The sequence below is a fragment of the Mycobacterium ulcerans subsp. shinshuense genome (assembly GCF_002355775.1).
Lineage (GTDB): Bacteria > Actinomycetota > Actinomycetes > Mycobacteriales > Mycobacteriaceae > Mycobacterium > Mycobacterium marinum.
Map to the genome: position 1 here is coordinate 2,939,453 of NZ_AP017624.1, position 18,011 is coordinate 2,957,463.

Sequence of the window (18,011 nt, forward strand, 5' to 3'; positions counted from 1 at the left end):
GAGTTGGGCTTGCGGGCCTGGTTTGACTAGCGTGTAGCTAACTGCAGTGCGCCCGTCAGGAGATCCGTCAGGAGCAGCGTCACATGAGCCCCCAGCCAGAAACCACAGCACAAGCACGTCCGCGCCATCGTGTTGTCATCATCGGATCTGGCTTCGGCGGACTCAACGCGGCAAAGAAGCTCAAGCGTGCCGACGTCGATATCAAGCTGATTGCTCGCACCACCCACCACCTGTTCCAGCCGCTGCTCTACCAAGTGGCTACCGGAATCATCTCCGAAGGTGACATCGCGCCGCCGACACGCGTGGTCCTGCGCCGGCAACGCAACGCGCAGGTGCTGCTGGGCAACGTGACCCACATCGACCTGGCCAAGCAATCCGTCGTGTCGGACTTGCTCGGTCACACCTACGAAACCCCATACGACACCCTGATCGTCGCCGCGGGCGCGGGCCAGTCCTACTTCGGCAACGACCACTTCGCCGAGTTCGCACCTGGCATGAAGTCGGTCGATGACGCGCTGGAACTACGCGGACGGATCCTGAGCGCCTTCGAACAGGCCGAACGGTCGCGTGATGCGGAACGACGGGCCAAACTGCTGACGTTCACAGTCGTCGGGGCCGGACCCACCGGTGTCGAAATGGCCGGGCAGATAGCCGAATTGGCCGAGCACACGTTGAAGGGCGCGTTCCGCCACATCGACTCCACCCGGGCGCGGGTTATTCTGCTCGATGCCGCTCCGGCGGTGCTGCCGCCGTTTGGCGACAAGTTGGGTGAGCGGGCGGCGGCACGGCTGCAGAAGCTGGGGGTGGAAATCCAGCTCGGCGCGATGGTCACCGACGTCGACCGCAACGGCATTACCGTGAAGGATTCCGACGGCACCATCCGGCGCATCGAATCCGCGTGCAAAGTGTGGTCCGCCGGTGTCCAGGCCAGCCGGTTGGGCCGGGACCTTGCCGAGCAGTCCGAGGTTGAGCTCGATCGAGCCGGCCGGGTCCAGGTGCTGCCCGACTTGTCGGTCCCGGGACACCCCAACGTATTCGTCATCGGCGACATGGCTGCGGTCGAGGGCGTGCCCGGGGTAGCCCAGGGCGCCATCCAGGGCGCGAAGTACGTCGCCACCACGATCAAGTCCGAGCTGGCCGGTGCCAACGCTGCGGAACGCGAGCCGTTCCAGTACTTCGACAAGGGCTCCATGGCCACGGTGTCGCGTTTTTCCGCGGTGGCCAAGATCGGTCCAGTGGAGATCAGCGGCTTCATCGCTTGGCTGGCCTGGCTGGTCCTGCACCTGGTGTACCTGGTCGGGTTCAAGACCAAGGTCAGCACGCTGTTGTCGTGGACGGTGACCTTCCTGAGCACCCGGCGTGGTCAACTGACCATCACCGAACAGCAGGCTTTCGCCCGGACGCGGCTGGAGCAGCTGGCCGAGTTGGCTTCCGAGGCGCAGAGCACCGAGGCGCGACAAGCCAGCTAGGCCGGTGTGGTCGCGGCCGACTCGCAGCGTGACTATCCGACTCCGCGGCGCCCGGTGACCGCAATGGCCTCTAGCCGATCAACCGTTCCGCTTGCCGCGTACTAAGAGTTCCGCCCTCGGCGAGCTGCAGCACTGTCGAACCGGCCTCGATTGCATCAGTGAACTCCCCTGTGGGGTAGCGTAATTCGCTGACCGTCGCGCGGGGAGCGCAAATCACGTCATCGGCCAGTGATCCAGCGCCCAGTTCCATCCGGTGTCGCAGCATCGGACGACCGTCCAGGTCCGCATGCAGCGATCCCGACCAGAATCCTTCCCGCTCACCACATCTGCCGATCTGGATGCGCTCGCGCAGACGGACCCGGCTAGCGCCATCCAACTGCACCGTGACAGACGACAGATGCCGGGCGGCAGCGGCGACGATTGTCGGCTCGAGGTCCACATCCAGCTCCCCAGCAACCTCGATTTTCCAGCGGGCTCGGGAAGTCATGGTCTGTGCGCCGGGCAACACCACGGCCGCGGCCGCACTTCGCAATCGCAGCGACGCCCCCTCCTCAACGATGATCTGGAGGTCGAAGCTGTCGCCCCCTAGCGGCGTTGCCGCAGCCGACACCAGAAAAACGGTGTCGGCTGCGGTGCAACGGGCCGCAATGCCGCCTCGGCATCGGATGCGCGGCAGCCGGTTTCGCGACGCGACCAGCAGAACCTCGGAGTGCATCAGCCTGCGGCGGCCAACTGACTGCGCACCCAGTCCAGTACCTTCGTCGCGGCGGGGTCCTCGGTCAACGACTGCAACACGGTCGGACGTCCGTCGCGTACCGCTTCGGCGTCGCGAGCCATCACCTTCAGATCGGCGCCCACCAACGGGGCCAGATCGGTCTTGTTGACCACCAACAAGTCTGAAAAGGTCACACCGGGCCCGCCCTTGCGGGGAACCTTGTCGCCGCCGGCTACATCGATGACGAAGATCTGCACATCCACCAGGCCCGACGAGAAGGTGGCGGTGAGGTTGTCACCACCGGATTCGACCAAGATCAAGTCCAGCGCGTCGTGTGCGGCGATCAAGTCGTCGATCGCATCCAGGTTGGCGGTGATGTCGTCGCGGATCGCGGTGTGCGGACAGCCACCGGTTTGCACCGCGGTTATCCGGCTGTCTGGCAATACCGCATGCTTGCGCAGAAAGTCGGCGTCCTCGGTGGTGTAGATGTCATTGGTCAGCACCGCGAGCGACAGCTCGTCTCGCAACTGCCGACATATCGCCGCCACCAGTGCGGTCTTGCCGGATCCAACTGGGCCCCCGACCCCGATCCGCAACGGCTCCCCCGGCTTTCGAACCCGCCGTGGCCGGTCGTGATGGTCGTGGGTGTGATCATGGGAATGCTTGGCCATGCAATACCTTTCATGAGGCGAACAAGGGCCGCTCGCGTTCGGCGTGATGTTGCGCCAGCGTATCGAGCAGTGGGTCGGACAAATCGGCCAGTCCGATTGCCGCTTCAGCGGCGGTAGTCGTGCACAGCTCAGAGAGCTGGAACGTGAGCACGGCCACGTCGGTGGGATCCAGCGCGAGCAGCCGCTGGGCAGCGGTAGCCGAGCCGGTCATCGTGGTGTAGACAAGTTGCAGGGCAAGGTGCTCGGGGGTTAGCCCCGCCAGTGCTCCCACTCGGCCTGCAGCCACCGCCAGATGGGGTTTTGCGGCGAGGGCGTCCCAGTCCGCTTCCGGCCAGATCGCCCGAGCCAGCCGCACCAGCCCTCGTCCCTGGCTACGTGAGGCATCCCGCGCCGCGGGCGAAGGTGTGCGGGCGTCGGTTTCCCGATCTGCGCCATCGGGGGCCAGATCGCCTCGCTGCACAGCGGCAGCGATGGACGCGGTAACCAGGCCGTGGCTGCGGATGCGTCGCTTGAGAAACGCCTCCAGGCTTGACAGGTTGGTCACCAAGCCGGCGGTGATGGCCTCCTCGACGCCGCCGGAGTGCACGTGGGCACCGGTGGGTAGCCGAGAATCGGCCAGGGTCAGGAGCATCGCGAGCGTGGTCACTAGAACAAGAAATACCGTTGCGCCATAGGGAGGTCGGTGGCCGGCTGCTGCTCCCATACCTCGCCATCGATACGCACGGTGAACGTATCGGGGTCGATCTCGATGCGCGGCTGTGCGTCGTTGAGTGGCATGTCGGCCTTACCGACGGCCCGGACATCGGCCACCGGAACTAGTCGGCGGTCGACGGCGATCTGATCTGCCAGACCGGCCTCGATGGACTGTGCTGCGACGAAATGCACGGAGGTCGCCGCTGCCACGGCCGGCGACGCGCCGAACATCGGGCGCGGAAGCACCGGCTGAGGCGTGGGTATCGAGGCGTTCGCATCGCCCATCGCGGCCCAGGCGATGGCGCCACCCTTGACCACCGCGTGCGGGCGTACCCCGAAAAAGGCCGGCTCCCACAACACCAGATCGGCGAGCTTTCCCACCTCCACCGAGCCGACCTCGTGGTCGAGACCGTGCGCGACGGCCGGGCAGATGGTGTATTTGGCGACATAGCGCCGTGCTCGATTGTTATCGGCCGAATAGCGGCCCGACGGGTCGCCCTCCAAGGCGCCGCGGCGCTGCTTCATGACGTGCGCGGTCTGCCAGGTCCGCATCACCACCTCGCCGACCCGGCCCACCGCCTGGGAGTCACTGCCGATCATCGAGATCGCTCCGATGTCGTGCAGCAGGTCTTCGGCGGCGATGGTGGATGGCCGAATCCGACTCTCCGCAAATGCCAGATCTTCAGGAATCCGTGGGTTGAGGTGATGGCACACCATCAACATGTCGAGGTGCTCGTCGAGGGTGTTGACGGTGTGCGGGCGAGTCGGATTGGTGGAGCTGGGCAGCACGTTGGGATGTGCCGCAACGGTGATGATGTCGGGGGCGTGCCCGCCTCCGGCTCCCTCGGTGTGGTAGGTGTGAATGGATCGCCCGGCGATCGCGGCCAGCGTGTCCTCGACGAAGCCCATCTCGTTGAGAGTGTCGGAGTGTAACGCGACTTGAACACCGGCGGCATCGGCGACGGTCAGGCACGCATCGATCGCCGCCGGTGACGAACCCCAGTCTTCGTGAAGTTTGAAACCTGATGCCCCACCACGCAATTGCTCCCACAACGCGTCGGGATTGACGGTGTTGCCCTTGCCCAGCAGCGCGGTGTTGACCGGCCAGGAATCGAGGGCTTCCAGCATCCTGGCCAGATGCCATCCCCCGGGCGTGACGGTGGTGGACTTGCTGCCTTCCGCTGGGCCGGTGCCGCCGCCGATGATGGTGGTGATACCCGAACCGAGGGCCTCGGCGATGACCTGAGGACAGATCAAGTGCACATGGCAGTCGATGGCACCCGCGGTGACGATGCGCCCGTTTCCGCCAATGATCTCGGTGGACGGTCCGACCACTAAGTCGGGATGAATACCCGACATGATGTTGGGGTTGCCGGCCTTGCCGATTGCGACGATGCGCCCGTCACGAATGCCGATATCCGCCTTGATGATTCCCCAGTAGTCAATGATTACCGCGCCGGTGATCACGGTGTCGGGCGCGCCCTCGGCCCGCGTGACACGCCCCTGGCCCATGGACTCGCGCAGCACCTTGCCGCCGCCGAACACCGCCTCGTCCCCCGCCAGTCCGGGCCCCCCGCAACGGTCTTCGGTGATTTCGACCAGCAGATCGGTATCTGCGAGCCGGATCCTATCGCCAGTGGTCGGACCGTAGAGCTGTGCGTAGCGCTCCCTGGACAGCCGCGCCATCAGTCGTCCAATCTTCCAGGTGGATTCAGCGTCAGCCCGTACACCGCGCGTCTGCCCTCTAGCGGCACCAGGCTGACGGTGTGGGCAACGCCCGGCTCGAAGCGGACCGCGGTGGCGGCCGGAATGTCGAGACGGTAGCCGTGGGCGGCAGCGCGGTCGAACGACAGCGCCGCATTGGCCTGCGGAAAATGGACGTGACTTCCGACCTGTACCGGGCGGTCGCCGGTGTTGACGACATTCATCTCGATGCGCTGGGCAGTCGTGTTGATTTCGATATCGCCTCTGCCGTAGTGGATTTCACCGGGGATCATCGGATCGGATGATGGACGGTGACCAATTTGGTGCCGTCCGGGAAGGTCGCCTCAACCTGCACGTCCGCGATCATCTCGGGCACTCCTTCCATCACCTCGTCTCGACCCAGGACCTCACAACCGCTGGCCATCAGCTCGGCCACCGTGCGGCCGTCGCGTGCACCTTCAAGGACGTGGTCGGTGATGAGCGCTACGGCCTCGGGGTGATTGAGACGCAAGCCGCGAGCCTGTCGGCGGCGGGCCACCTCGGCGGCGTAGGACAGCAGCAATCGCTCCTGTTCGTGCGGCGTCAAGCGCATGCTTTGGGATCCTGCCACGCCGTGACGGTTCTGGCCTTTCGAGGCGAGAGTGACTGAGGTCACCCGTCGCTGGGCGGCGCCTCGAGATTCTGCAGCCGCACCTGCCCGCGAGCGATCACATGATCGGCGTCGTCGGTGATCACGACCAGCCACAGCTGCTGGCGTCGGCCGCGGTGTAGTGGCTCGGCGGTGCCGTAGACGGTCCCCGAGCTGATCGCGCGCAGAAAGTCGGTGCTGTTGTTGACGCCCACCACACCGCCGCCGCCGCGGGTGCTCAGCCAGGTGAACGCGGCCATGCTGGCCATGCTTTCGACCATCGAGCAGTAGACACCCCCGTGGACTAGGCCCATTGGCTGCAGGTGCTTGGGCTTGACCTCGAGCTGCGCACGGGCGCCATCGGCGGTGAGTTCGGTGAACTCCAGGCCCAGTTCAACATCGAAAGGTGGAGAAACTGTGGGCGGGATGGCTACGGCGGGGTCCGCCTCCGGCGACGATGGCACGTTCTTGTGTCTACACCATCGGCGTCTGACCAGCGTTGCGGATCTACCAGACGCCTGCGGACCGCTCCGGGCGCGGCTATTCCGGCCGCAAAAACGGGCGAGCCCCGTGCACTAGGCACGGGGCTCGCCGATCGAGTAGACCGGGGGTCACTGCAGCCCTCAGGACTCCGGCACGGTCATTGTTGCTCGACCAGAACTACAATAGGCAAGGCTGCCCTAATTTCGCAAGCATCGACTGCGTAACATTGTCGACGTGTCGTCCCTACGCATCCCGGGTACCTGTCCTGGGTCGGCTGTCTCCCGATTGCTCGGACCGCGGATGTCTCCGGATTTGCCTGGAACTAATCGCGGTTGGTTACGACAGCCGGTAGTAAGCCGGAGTACTCTGGATTCAAAGCTGATGGAGCCGATGGAGCTAAACGAACTATGGCCAAGCTGACGTGCCTGGGGGATCTGGAACGCGCGGTCATGGATCACCTGTGGTCCACCCCCGAACCCCAGACAGTTCGACAGGTCCACCAAGCGCTCTCGGCGCGGCGAGACCTCGCCTACACAACCGTGATGACGGTGCTGCAGCGGTTGGCTAAAAAGAACCTGGTTTCTCAGATCCGCGACGACCGGGCGCACCGGTATGCACCGGTGCACGGCCGTGACGAGCTGGTCGCCAGGCTGATGGTGGATGCGCTGGCCCAAGCCGAGGACTCGGGTGGCCGGCAGGCCGCGCTGGTGCACTTCGTCGAGCGTGTCGGAGCCGACGAGGCGGACGCGCTTCGCCGAGCGCTCGCCGAATTGGAAGCAAGTCATCGCATTCCGCCATCTGCTGGCGCTCCGGTGGACAGCTGAGGGAGACTAGCAGCGTGTCCGCGCTGGCCTTCACCATCCTCGCGGTGCTGCTGGCCGGCCCGACACCGGCCTTGCTGGCACGCGCCACGTGGCCGTTGCGCGCACCTCGCGCCGCAATGGTGCTCTGGCAAGCGATCTCCCTGGCCGCCGTACTCTCCGCCTTCAGTGCCGGAATCGCGATTGCGACCCGATTGCTCATGCCCGGTCCCGACGGGCGGCCCACGGCCGGCATCATCGACGCCGAAGGCCGGCTCGGTTGGCCGCTGTGGGCGGCCTACGTTTCCGTCTTCGCGCTCACCGTCCTCGTGGGGGTACGGCTGGTGGTCGCGGTGGTGCGTGTTGCCATCGCCACCCGGCGACGGCGGGCCCGTCACCGCATGGTCGTCGACCTGGTCGGAGTGGGGCACGAAGCGACCTTGGCCCAGCCTTGCGCGCGGACTCGCGATCTGCGCGTGTTACACGTCGCGCAACCACTCGCCTACTGCCTGCCCGGGGTACGTAGCCGGGTGGTGGTCAGCGAGGGGGCGCTCACCACGCTCAGCGACGAAGAAGTCGCGGCAATACTTACCCACGAACGGGCCCATCTACGGGCCCGCCATGACCTTGTGCTGGAGGCGTTTACCGCCTTCCACGAGGCCTTTCCGCGGCTGGTTCGCAGCGCCAACGCATTGCGCGCGGCGCAGCTACTGGTTGAACTGTTGGCCGACGACGCGGCAGTGCGCGCCGCGGGGCGAACCCCACTGGCCCGGGCCCTGGTCGCCTGCGCGTCCGGGCGGGCACCGTTGGGCGCCCTAGCCGCGGGCGGTCCCAGCACGCTGGTGCGGGTGCAGCGGTTGTCGGGGCGAGGCAACAGCCTGGCGCTGGCCGCGGCCGCCTACGCGGCCGCTGCGGTGGTGCTGGTGGTGCCCACCGTGGCGCTGGCCGTACCGTGGCTCACGGAATTGCAGCGGTTGTTCGACCTCTGACGCGCCGCGACACGCCTCGGAGTTTCTATGCCACAGTGGGCCGGACTAGCGTTCGGAAGAGCTTTGGCATGAGTTCTCTAATCTGAGTGGCCTCACCGAAAGGCAAGATATGAGTTCGTCGGAATCGAGCACCGCTACCGCGCAGATCGGTGTTACCGGCCTGGCCGTGATGGGTTCGAACATCGCCCGCAACTTTGCCCGACATGGCTACACGGTGGCCTTGCACAACCGCTCGATCGCCAAGACCGACGCGTTGCTCAAAGAGCATGGAGCTGAAGGCAAGTTCGTCCGAAGCGAGACGATCAGCGAGTTCCTCGCCGCGCTCGAGACGCCGCGCCGGGTGCTGATCATGGTCAAGGCGGGCGAGCCCACCGATGCCGTGATCAACGAACTCGCAGATGCCATGGAGCCCGGCGACATCATCATCGATGGCGGGAATGCGCTCTACACCGACACCATTCGCCGTGAGAAGGCGGTGCGTGAGCGCGGACTGCATTTCGTCGGCGCGGGGATCTCCGGCGGCGAGGAGGGCGCGCTCAACGGGCCATCGATCATGCCCGGCGGCCCCGCCGAGTCCTACACCTCGCTGGGCCCGCTGCTAGAGGAGATCTCGGCACACGTCGACGGCGTTCCGTGCTGCACTCACATCGGGCCGGACGGGTCCGGGCATTTCGTGAAGATGGTGCACAACGGCATCGAGTACTCCGACATGCAGCTCATCGGCGAGGCCTACCAGCTGCTCCGTGACGGGCTGGGGATGAGCGCCCCGCAGATCGCCGACGTGTTCAGCGAGTGGAACAAGGGCGATCTGGACAGCTATCTGGTGGAAATCACTGCCGAGGTGCTGCGCCAAACCGATGCGAAGACCGGAAAACCCCTCGTCGACGTCATTCTGGACCAGGCCGAGCAGAAGGGCACCGGTCGCTGGACCGTGAAATCCGCCCTCGACCTCGGGGTGCCGGTGACCGGCATCGCCGAAGCCGTCTTCGCGCGAGCGCTGTCGGGGTCGGTGCAGCAGCGCGCGGCCGCGGTTGGGCTGCCTTCGGGGCGGCTGGGCGACAAGCCCGCCGATCCGGACACCTTCACCGAGAACGTCCGGCGGGCCCTGCATGCCTCGAAGATCGTGGCCTACGCGCAGGGGTTCAACCAGATCCAGGCCGGCAGTGCCGAATTTGGCTGGGACATCACTCCGGACGACTTGGCCACCATTTGGCGTGGCGGTTGCATCATTCGGGCCAAGTTCCTCAACCGGATCAAAGAGGCGTTCGACGCGGAGCCGGCCCTGGCCAGCTTGCTGGTCGCGCCCTATTTCCGCAGCGCCATCGAATCGGCCGTCGACAGCTGGCGCCGCGTGGTGTCCACGGCGGCTCAATTGGGTATACCGACCCCCGGGTTCTCGTCGGCCCTCGCCTACTATGACGCGCTGCGCACCGAACGGTTACCCGCCGCACTCACCCAGGCCCAGCGCGATTTCTTCGGCGCACACACCTACGGGCGGATCGACGCGGCGGGCAAGTTTCACACGCTGTGGAGCGCAGATCGCAGCGAGGTGCCGGCCTAGCCCGGCGAGAACGGCTCAGCGAAGGGCAACCATGAGGTTCTTGGACGGGCATCGGCCCGGGTACGACCTGACGTACAACGACGTATTCATCATGCCGAATCGCTCCCTGGTGGCGTCCCGGTTCGACGTGGATCTGTCGACCGCCGACGGTTCGGGTACCACCATTCCCGTGGTGGTGGCCAACATGACCGCGGTGGCCGGGCGGCGGATGGCCGAGACCGTGGCCCGCCGCGGTGGCATCGTGGTTCTGCCGCAGGATCTGCCCATCCCGGCGGTGCACCAAACCGTGGAGTTCATCAAGAGCCGCGACCTGGTGCTAGACACGCCGGTGACGCTGGCCCCCGAGGATTCGGTATCCGATGCGATCGCGTTGATCCACAAACGTGCCCATGGGGTCGCCGTTGTGGTCTCCGAGGGCCGCCCAATCGGCTTGGTGACCGAAGCGTCCTGCGTGGGCGTGGACCGCTTCGCCCGGGTGCGCGATATCGCCGCCCTGGACTTTGTCAGCGCTCCGGTGGGCACCGAGCCGCGAAAGGTCTTCGATCTGCTCGAGCACTCGCCCATCGAGGTTGCGGTGCTGACCCGGCCCGATGGCACGCTCGCCGGCGTGCTGAGCCGGACCGGGGCGTTCCGCGCCGGGATCTACACGCCGGCCACCGACGCGGCCGGCCGGCTGCGCATCGCGGCGGCCGTCGGTATCAATGGCGACGTGGCCGCCAAAGCGGGCGCCCTGGCCGAGTCAGGGGTGGACCTGCTGGTCATCGACACCGCCCACGGGCACCAGGTCAAGACACTGGATGCGATCAGTGCGGTCGCATCGCTGGATCTGGGCCTTCCGTTGGCGGCGGGCAACGTGGTGTCTGCCGAGGGCACGCGGGACCTTCTGGGCGCCGGTGCCGACATCGTCAAGGTGGGCGTTGGTCCCGGCGCCATGTGCACGACCCGGATGATGACCGGTGTCGGGCGGCCGCAGTTTTCCGCCGTGCTCGAATGCTCCGCTGCGGCAAGGGAGCTTGGCGGGCACGTATGGGCCGACGGCGGGATCCGTCATCCTCGCGATGTCGCACTGGCGCTGGCAGCAGGCGCGTCCAACGTGATGATCGGATCCTGGTTCGCGGGCACCTATGAGTCCCCCGGCGATCTGATGCGCGACCGCGAAGACCAGTCCTACAAGGAGAGCTACGGCATGGCTTCCAAGCGTGCGGTAGTCGCTCGGACCACCACCGACAGCGCGTTCGATCGGGCCCGAAAGTCGCTGTTCGAGGAAGGCATTTCGACGTCGCGGATGGGGCTCGACCCCGATCGCGGCGGAGTGGAGGACTTGATCGACCACATCACATCCGGCGTGCGCAGCACTTGCACCTACGTCGGCGCGTCGAATCTGGCCGAACTTCATGAACAGGTGGTCATCGGCGTGCAGTCAGCGGCCGGCTTTGCCGAGGGGCATCCCCTACCCGCCGGCTGGTGAGCAGCGCCACACGGCGAGGGCTGATCTGTGCGGGATGGTTTCGTTACCATATGGACTTCAATCCTGCGATGCCCTACCGCGGGATCTAGCGAAAGGGATGACGTGCCGCAGGCACCCGCCGAGGCCGCTGGCTTCCAGGGCGGGCGGTCCCCCGCATCCGCGCCGGGCGCTGCGGCCGCGCCACTGAGCCGCACATGATGTTCACCGCCACCACCGTGAGCATCGTGGCCATCCTGGTGCTCACCCTAGGCACCGCGGTTTTCGTCGGCGCCGAATTCTCGCTGACCGCGCTGGACCGCAGCACCGTCGAAGCCAACGCCCGCGGCGGAGACAGCCGTGACCGCTTCATCCGGCGCGCCCAGCACCGGCTGTCGTTCCACCTCTCGGGTGCGCAACTGGGCATCTCCATCACCACCCTGGCCACTGGGTATCTGACCGAACCCCTGGTCGACGCGTTGCCGCATCCGGCGCTGACCGCAATCGGAATATCCGACCAAATGTCGGACGCCATCACGGTGTTCTTGGCGCTGGTGGTCGTGACGTCGGTATCGATGGTGTTTGGCGAGCTGGTCCCCAAATATCTTGCGGTGGCCCGTCCCCTGCCGACCGCTCGAGCGGTGGTCCTTCCCCAGTGGCTGTTTTCGGTGCTGCTCACCCCGGCGATCCGACTGACCAACGGCGCCGCGAACTGGATCGTGCGCCAGCTCGGCATCGAGCCGGCCGAGGAGCTGCGCTCCGCCCGTACCCCGCAGGAGCTGGTGTCGTTGGTGCGCAGCTCCGCCCGAAGCGGGTCACTCGATGATGTCACCGCGTCGCTGATGCGCAGGTCGCTGCAGTTCGGGACCCTGACCGCCGAGGAGCTGATGACGCCGCGCTCAAAAGTCGTGGCGTTGCAGACCGATGACACCATCGCCGACCTGGTCGCCGCGGTGGCTGCGTCGGGATACTCGCGATTCCCGGTTGTCCAGGGGGATCTGGACGAGACCTTCGGCATCGTCCATGTCAAGCAGGTGTTCCAGGTTCCGGCCGCCAAGCGCGCGCACACGTTGCTGAGCAGCATCGCCAAGCCGGTTCCGGTGGTGCCCTCGACGTTGGACGGCGACGCGCTGATGGCCCAGATCAGGGCCAATTCGCTGCAGACCGCCATGGTGGTGGATGAATACGGTGGCACCGCGGGCATGGTCACCGTCGAGGACCTGGTCGAAGAGATCGTGGGCGATGTCCGAGATGAACACGATGACGCGACGCCGGACGTGGTGGCGGCCGGCAACGGATGGCGGGTATCGGGGCTGCTTCGCATCGACGAGGTGGCCATCGCCATCGGCTATCAGGCCCCGGAGGGACCCTACGAAACGATCGGCGGCTTGGTGTTGCGCCAGCTCGGACATATCCCGGTGGCCGGCGAAACGGTCGAACTTCCGGCGCTGGACGAAGACCGGGTGCCCGATCAATCGGTACGCTGGCGCGCCACCGTCGTACAGATGGATGGTCGCCGGATCGACCTGCTGGAGCTCACCGAGCTGGCCGGTGCCGAGGACGGCCAGGATGATTCCGACCCGGAGCGGGGCGGCCGATGAACCCGGTGCTGGCTGTGGCCCTTGCGGTGTTGCTGATTGCGGCCAATGCGTTCTTCGTCGGCGCGGAGTTCGCCCTGATCTCGGCCCGGCGCGATCGCCTCGAAGCACTGGCCGAACAGGGCAGGACCAGTGCGGTCACCGTGATCCGGGCGGCCGAGCAACTTCCGTCGATGTTGGCGGGGGCGCAGTTTGGGGTCACGGTGTCTTCGATCCTTCTCGGACGGATCGCGGAGCCGGCAGCGGCCCAGACCCTGCAGAGATGGTTCGGCTTGGCCGGTTTGGATCCGAGGTTGCTGCACACCTTGTCGTTCGTGGTCGCGCTGGCCATCGTGGTGACGCTGCACGTGCTGCTCGGCGAGATGGTGCCGAAGAACATCGCACTTGCTGGTCCGGAACGCACCGCGATGCTGCTGGTCCCGGCATACCTGCCGTATGTGCGCGCCGCCCGCCCAATCATCTTCTTGTACAACAAGTGCGCCAACGCGATCCTGCGCATCTTTGGGGTGCAGCCCAAAGATGAACTCGACATCACCGTCTCCACGGTGGAGCTCTCCGAGATGATCGCCGAATCGGTATCGGAGGGTCTGCTCGATCCTGAGGAACACACCCGATTGACGCGGGCACTACGGATTCGTACCCGGGTGGTGGACGATGTCGCGGTCCCCTTGCCCAATATTCGAGCGGTGCCCGTTGCTGCCGCAGGGTCCGGACCCACGATCGGTGCGGTGGAGCAAGCCTTGGCCGAGACCGGGTATTCGCGCTTCCCGGTGCTCGGTCTCGACCACCATTTCATTGGGTACCTGCACATCAAGGACGTGTTGGCACTTGGTGACGACCCAGCAACGGTTATCGACCTGGCCTTGGTCCGCCCGCTGCCCCAGCTGGCGAAGTCACTGCCGCTACCCGATGCGCTATCCCGGATGCGTCGCAGCAACAGCCATCTGGCACTGGTCACCTCCGACGACGGCGCTGTGACCGGCATGGTCGCGCTAGAGGACCTAGTGGAAGACCTGGTCGGCACCCTCAGCGATGGGAAACACCGGAACTGACGGGCGGGACGCCCTATGGCTGCGGCCGCCCCTGATCACCATTTCTGAACCAGTTGGCCAAACGGCGCAAGCCGCAGTCGGATGACGATACGTTGTGGCTGCGAGGACTTTGTCGCTTTTTCGCGATTGGTGTGGCGCGCATATTGGGTCGTCCGGGAGAAGTGGGTCGTTAGCGGGGGTGTGAGGAGCACGTGATGTCGTTTGTGGTGGCGGCCCCGGACGCGGTGACCGCGGCGGTGCAGGACTTGGCCAGCATCGGCTCGGCGATCAACGTGGCCAACGCGGCGGCCGCGACGCCCACGACGGGGGCGCTGGCCGCGGCCGCTGATGAGGTGTCGGCGGCGGTTGCGGCATTGTTCGACGGACACGCCCAGGCCTATCAGCTGATCGGTGCGCAGGCGGCGGAATTTCATGAGCGGTTTGTGCGGGCCATGGCTGCGGGTGCGGCGTCCTGCGCCACCGCGGAGGCCGCGAATGCTTCGCCGCTGCAGGCCGCGCTCGACGCGGTGAATGCGCCCGCCCAGGCGCTATTGGGACGCCCCCTGATCGGCGACGGTGCCGATGGAGCCCCGGAGCAGCCCGGCGGCGCCGGCGGATTGCTCTACGGCAACGGTGGTAGCGGCGGCAACGGTGGGATCGGCCAAGCCGGCGGGGCCGGCGGGGACGCGGGTTTGATCGGTAACGGCGGTAGCGGCGGCATCGGCGGGCCCGATTCCACCGGTCTGCCCGGTGGCGCCGGTGGGGCCGGTGGATGGCTGTTGGGTGACGGTGGCAACGGCGGCATCGGCGGGGCTGGGACTGGCGTCGGCGGCGCGGGAGGCTCCGGAGGTCAGGGCGGCGCCGCCGCCGGGCTGTTCGGCAGCGGTGGCACCGGTGGGGCAGGTGGGTTTGGCAATTCCGGGACCGGCGGGCCTGGCGGCGCCGGCGGCACCGGTGGGCTGCTGATCGGCAACGGCGGAAACGGCGGCTACGACATCCAGGGCGGTGCTTTCGGCGGAGACGGGGGCAACGCTCGGCTGATCGGCAATGGCGGGGACGGCGGCGTCGAAGCCTGTGGCCCCGGAACTACCGGCGGCGATGGCGGCAATGGCGGGTGGTTGCTGGGCAATGGCGGCAACGGTGCCGCTGACGGTGGTGGCGCCGGAAGCGCTGCCGGGGCCGGAGGCAACGCCGGGCTGATTGGCAACGGCGGTCACGGCGGCTTGGAACACATTGACGGCACCGGCGGCGCCGGCGGCAATGGTGGGCTGCTGTTCGGCAGCGGCGGCAACGGCGGCTTCAACGGGTACCAGGGGGTCGGCGGTGCCGGCGGCGCAGGCGGGAAGCTGTTCGGCGACGGTGGTGACGGTGGCGACTGCGCGGAGAGCAACGGCGGCATCGGCAGTGGCGGTCGCGGCGGCAGCGCCGTCGGGCTGATCGGCAACGGTGACGCCGGCGGCGTCGGCGGGGTGGGCCGCAATGCCAATGCCGGGGGCAGCGGCGGGAGCGGCGGCAACGCCGCCTGGCTGTTCGGTGATGGTGGGGCGGGCGGTTCGGGTGGATCCAGCGATACCGCTGCCAGCGGCGCCGGAGGCAACGGCGGCACGGCCGCTCTGATCGGCAACGGCGGTGCCGGCGGGGACGCCGGCGTCAGCTTTGCCGGTATGGCGGGACCAGGTGGAAACGGCGGTGACGCCAGGTTGATCGGCGACGGCGGCGACGGCGGGCGCGGCGCCCCGGGCGGCGCCGGCGGTATGGGTGGGTCGCTATTCGGGCAGGACGGATCCAACGGGGCTTAGTCGGAAGCGCGGCCCGGCCCGTATGATCTCAGCGGCTACGGCAACACGCACGGATCGCCAATTGAGCTCAACGAGTTGCCAGAGCGCGATCGTGCAGCGCCATGCGCCGCGGTGGGCAACTTGGCTAGGCCATTGTGACCTGGTGCTGCGCGCCGCCGGATGCGGCAGTCGCGCTGTCGGCCGGTAGTCTGACCTAATTGCCAGTAAGGGAGGAAGCAATGACGGATCGCGTGTCGGCGGGGAATTTGCGCGTCGCTCGGGTGCTCTACGACTTCGTAAACAACGAGGCCCTGCCCGGCACCGACATCGACCAGGACAGCTTCTGGGCGGGCGTGGACAAGGTGGTCACCGACCTCACCCCGCAGAACCAGGATTTGCTGAAGACTCGCGATGATCTGCAGGCCCAGATCGACAAGTGGCATCGCCACCGGGTGATCGAGCCGTTGGACCCGCAGGCCTACCGCGAGTTCCTCACCGAGATCGGGTACCTGCTGCCGGCACCCGAGGACTTCACCATCACCACCTCCGGGGTTGACGACGAGATCACCACGACCGCCGGCCCGCAGCTGGTGGTGCCGATCCTCAACGCGCGGTTCGCCCTCAACGCTGCCAACGCCCGCTGGGGCTCGCTCTACGACGCCTTGTACGGCACCGACGTCATCTCCGAAAGCGACGGCGCCGAAAAGGGCCGGGGCTACAACAAGGTCCGTGGTGACAAGGTAATCGCCTACGCGCGCCAGTTCCTCGACGACAGCGTGCCGCTGGCGGGGGCCTCCTACACCGATGCCACAGGCTTCAAGGTGGAAGACGGACAGCTGGTGGTGTCGCTGGCGGACACGTCCGCAGCGCTGGCCGATCCCGGCCAGTTCGCCGGCTACACCGGCACCGCCGAGAACCCTAAGTCGATCCTGCTGGCCAATCACGGGCTGCACATCGAGATCCTGATCGACCCCGAGTCGCAGATCGGTGCCACCGACGGCGCCGGCGTCAAGGACGTGATCCTTGAGTCCGCCATCACCACGATCATGGACTTCGAGGACTCGGTGGCCGCGGTCGACGCTGACGACAAGGCGCTGGGCTATCGGAACTGGCTCGGACTGAACCGGGGCGATCTGTCCGAGGACGTCACCAAGGACGACAAGACCTTCACCCGGGTGCTCAACGCCGACCGCACCTACACCGCCCCGCACGGTGGTGAGCTGACCTTGCCCGGCCGCAGCTTGTTGTTCGTCCGCAACGTGGGCCACCTGATGACCAACGACGCCATCGTTTCGGACGCGGAAGGCGCCGAGGGCGCCCCGGTGTTCGAGGGCATCATGGATGCGCTGTTCACCGGCCTGATCGCCATCCACGGTCTGCGAAGCACCGATGCCAACGGGCTGTTGACCAACAGCCGCACGGGCTCCATCTACATCGTCAAGCCCAAGATGCACGGTCCCGCCGAGGTGGCGTTCACCTGTGAATTGTTCAGCCGCGTCGAGGACGTGCTGGGGTTGCCGCAGGGGACCATGAAGGTCGGCATCATGGACGAAGAGCGGCGTACCACGCTCAACTTGAAGGCATGCATCAAGGCGGCCGCCGACCGGGTGGTGTTTATCAACACCGGCTTCCTGGACCGCACCGGTGATGAGATCCACACCTCGATGGAAGCCGGCCCGATGATCCGCAAGGGCGCGATGAAGAACACGGCGTGGATCAAGGCCTACGAGGACGCCAACGTCGACACCGGGCTCGCCGCCGGCTTCTCCGGTAAGGCGCAGATCGGCAAGGGCATGTGGGCGATGACCGAACTGATGGCCGACATGGTGGAGCAGAAGATTGCCCAGCCGAAGGCCGGCGCGACCACCGCGTGGGTGCCATCACCCACCGCGGCCACCCTGCACGCGATGCACTATCACAAGGTGGATGTCTTTGCCGTGCAGAAGGAGCTGCAGGGCAAGACCCGCACCAGCGTTGACGAATTGCTGACCATTCCGTTGGCCAAGGAACTGGCCTGGGCGCCCGAGGAGATCCGCGAAGAGGTCGACAACAACTGCCAGTCCATCCTCGGTTACGTGGTGCGTTGGATCGACCAGGGCGTCGGCTGTTCGAAGGTTCCCGACATCCACAACGTGGCCCTCATGGAGGACCGCGCCACCCTGCGGATTTCCAGCCAGTTGCTGGCCAACTGGCTACGGCATGGCGTGATCACCAGCGAGGATGTGCGGGCTAGCCTCGAGCGCATGGCACCGCTGGTGGACAAGCAGAACGCCGGAGATCCCGAATACCACGCGATGGCACCCAATTTCGACGACAGCATCGCATTCCTGGCGGCCCAGGATCTGATCTTGTCGGGGGCACAACAGCCCAACGGATACACGGAGCCGATCCTGCACCGCCGTCGTCGTGAATTGAAGGCACGCGCTGGTGCCTGATTCTCGCTGGCC

General features: G+C 66.5%; 16 protein-coding genes. 9 read left to right on the forward strand and 7 right to left on the reverse strand.

Translation table 11 applies throughout. The features are described from left to right. Positions 1–83: 83 nt before the first annotated feature. On the forward strand, positions 84–1,469 hold the full coding sequence (locus SHTP_RS13165) for an NAD(P)/FAD-dependent oxidoreductase (protein ID WP_096370832.1): 1,386 nt from the start codon (positions 84–86) through the stop codon (positions 1,467–1,469). Between the two features lie 70 nt (positions 1,470–1,539). Here the strand turns inward: SHTP_RS13165 and SHTP_RS13170 are convergent, their stop codons facing one another. Genes SHTP_RS13170 through SHTP_RS13200 form a run of 7 tightly spaced genes read right to left on the reverse strand, consistent with a single transcriptional unit; the run spans position 1,540 to position 6,308 of the window. After that, a complete protein-coding gene (locus SHTP_RS13170; RefSeq protein ID WP_096370833.1) occupies positions 1,540–2,184 on the reverse strand; it encodes an urease accessory protein UreD in 645 nt (214 codons plus the stop codon). Then, the gene (ureG, locus tag SHTP_RS13175; protein WP_012394438.1) at positions 2,184–2,855 is read right to left on the reverse strand and encodes an urease accessory protein UreG; all 672 of its coding nucleotides are present in this window, start codon (positions 2,853–2,855) and stop codon (positions 2,184–2,186) included. Before ureG ends, SHTP_RS13170 begins: the two co-directional genes overlap by 1 nt. Before the next feature lie 10 nt (positions 2,856–2,865). Then, positions 2,866–3,501: an urease accessory protein UreF gene (locus SHTP_RS13180; RefSeq protein ID WP_096370834.1), complete on the reverse strand. Its 636-nt coding sequence runs from the start codon at positions 3,499–3,501 to the stop codon at positions 2,866–2,868. Continuing rightward, positions 3,501–5,234 (reverse strand): urease subunit alpha, encoded by a 1,734-nt coding sequence (locus SHTP_RS13185; RefSeq protein WP_096370835.1) that lies wholly within the window; start codon positions 5,232–5,234, stop codon positions 3,501–3,503. The genes SHTP_RS13180 and SHTP_RS13185 overlap by 1 nt, the downstream gene beginning before the upstream one ends. Continuing rightward, on the reverse strand, positions 5,234–5,545 hold the full coding sequence (locus SHTP_RS13190) for an urease subunit beta (protein ID WP_011740894.1): 312 nt from the start codon (positions 5,543–5,545) through the stop codon (positions 5,234–5,236). The genes SHTP_RS13185 and SHTP_RS13190 overlap by 1 nt, the downstream gene beginning before the upstream one ends. Beyond that, the gene (locus SHTP_RS13195; RefSeq protein ID WP_096370836.1) at positions 5,542–5,844 is read right to left on the reverse strand and encodes an urease subunit gamma; all 303 of its coding nucleotides are present in this window, start codon (positions 5,842–5,844) and stop codon (positions 5,542–5,544) included. Before SHTP_RS13195 ends, SHTP_RS13190 begins: the two co-directional genes overlap by 4 nt. 59 nt (positions 5,845–5,903) lie before the next feature. Continuing rightward, complete coding sequence (locus SHTP_RS13200) at positions 5,904–6,308, reverse strand: PaaI family thioesterase (protein ID WP_408582284.1); 405 nt, start codon at positions 6,306–6,308, stop codon at positions 5,904–5,906. 462 nt (positions 6,309–6,770) lie between these two features. Here SHTP_RS13200 and SHTP_RS13205 point away from each other — a divergent pair, with 462 nt between their 5' ends. The 8 genes from SHTP_RS13205 to SHTP_RS13240 all read left to right on the forward strand — a co-directional run bounded on the left by SHTP_RS13205 (position 6,771) and on the right by SHTP_RS13240 (position 17,999). Continuing rightward, positions 6,771–7,187 carry a BlaI/MecI/CopY family transcriptional regulator gene (locus SHTP_RS13205; protein WP_096370838.1) on the forward strand — a complete coding sequence of 139 codons (417 nt, stop codon included), beginning with the start codon at positions 6,771–6,773 and terminating at the stop codon, positions 7,185–7,187. Positions 7,188–7,201: 14 nt separating this feature from the next. After that, on the forward strand, positions 7,202–8,152 hold the full coding sequence (locus SHTP_RS13210; RefSeq protein WP_012394432.1) for a M56 family metallopeptidase: 951 nt from the start codon (positions 7,202–7,204) through the stop codon (positions 8,150–8,152). Between the two features lie 109 nt (positions 8,153–8,261). Further along, complete coding sequence (gndA, locus tag SHTP_RS13215) at positions 8,262–9,713, forward strand: NADP-dependent phosphogluconate dehydrogenase (RefSeq protein WP_011740899.1); 1,452 nt, start codon at positions 8,262–8,264, stop codon at positions 9,711–9,713. Between the two features lie 31 nt (positions 9,714–9,744). Continuing rightward, positions 9,745–11,181 carry a GuaB1 family IMP dehydrogenase-related protein gene (locus SHTP_RS13220; RefSeq protein WP_096370839.1) on the forward strand — a complete coding sequence of 479 codons (1,437 nt, stop codon included), beginning with the start codon at positions 9,745–9,747 and terminating at the stop codon, positions 11,179–11,181. A 194-nt stretch (positions 11,182–11,375) separates the two neighbouring features. Beyond that, positions 11,376–12,758 (forward strand): hemolysin family protein, encoded by a 1,383-nt coding sequence (locus SHTP_RS13225; RefSeq protein WP_012394429.1) that lies wholly within the window; start codon positions 11,376–11,378, stop codon positions 12,756–12,758. Beyond that, on the forward strand, positions 12,755–13,807 hold the full coding sequence (locus SHTP_RS13230; RefSeq protein ID WP_096370840.1) for a hemolysin family protein: 1,053 nt from the start codon (positions 12,755–12,757) through the stop codon (positions 13,805–13,807). The genes SHTP_RS13225 and SHTP_RS13230 overlap by 4 nt, the downstream gene beginning before the upstream one ends. Positions 13,808–14,001: 194 nt before the next feature. Further along, a complete protein-coding gene (locus SHTP_RS13235) occupies positions 14,002–15,585 on the forward strand; it encodes a PE family protein (RefSeq protein WP_096370841.1) in 1,584 nt (527 codons plus the stop codon). A gap of 218 nt (positions 15,586–15,803) precedes the next feature. Next, entirely contained in the window at positions 15,804–17,999 is a 2,196-nt protein-coding gene (locus SHTP_RS13240; protein WP_096370842.1) for a malate synthase G, read from the forward strand. Positions 18,000–18,011: the final 12 nt, after the last annotated feature.

Excerpts from the sequence above, each read along its gene's own strand:
- SHTP_RS13220 (WP_096370839.1), top strand. The coding sequence starts at position 9,745 with ATGAGGTTCTTGGACGGGCATCGGCCCGGGTACGACCTGACGTACAAC.
- SHTP_RS13195 (WP_096370836.1), bottom strand. The coding sequence starts at position 5,844 with ATGCGCTTGACGCCGCACGAACAGGAGCGATTGCTGCTGTCCTACGCC.
- SHTP_RS13185 (WP_096370835.1), bottom strand. The coding sequence starts at position 5,234 with ATGGCGCGGCTGTCCAGGGAGCGCTACGCACAGCTCTACGGTCCGACC.
- ureG (WP_012394438.1), bottom strand. The coding sequence starts at position 2,855 with ATGGCCAAGCATTCCCATGATCACACCCACGACCATCACGACCGGCCA.
- SHTP_RS13240 (WP_096370842.1), top strand. The coding sequence starts at position 15,804 with ATGACGGATCGCGTGTCGGCGGGGAATTTGCGCGTCGCTCGGGTGCTC.
- SHTP_RS13165 (WP_096370832.1), top strand. The coding sequence starts at position 84 with ATGAGCCCCCAGCCAGAAACCACAGCACAAGCACGTCCGCGCCATCGT.
- SHTP_RS13225 (WP_012394429.1), top strand. The coding sequence starts at position 11,376 with ATGATGTTCACCGCCACCACCGTGAGCATCGTGGCCATCCTGGTGCTC.
- SHTP_RS13205 (WP_096370838.1), top strand. The coding sequence starts at position 6,771 with ATGGCCAAGCTGACGTGCCTGGGGGATCTGGAACGCGCGGTCATGGAT.
- SHTP_RS13230 (WP_096370840.1), top strand. The coding sequence starts at position 12,755 with ATGAACCCGGTGCTGGCTGTGGCCCTTGCGGTGTTGCTGATTGCGGCC.
- SHTP_RS13170 (WP_096370833.1), bottom strand. The coding sequence starts at position 2,184 with ATGCACTCCGAGGTTCTGCTGGTCGCGTCGCGAAACCGGCTGCCGCGC.
- SHTP_RS13235 (WP_096370841.1), top strand. The coding sequence starts at position 14,002 with ATGTCGTTTGTGGTGGCGGCCCCGGACGCGGTGACCGCGGCGGTGCAG.
- SHTP_RS13190 (WP_011740894.1), bottom strand. The coding sequence starts at position 5,545 with ATGATCCCCGGTGAAATCCACTACGGCAGAGGCGATATCGAAATCAAC.
- gndA (WP_011740899.1), top strand. The coding sequence starts at position 8,262 with ATGAGTTCGTCGGAATCGAGCACCGCTACCGCGCAGATCGGTGTTACC.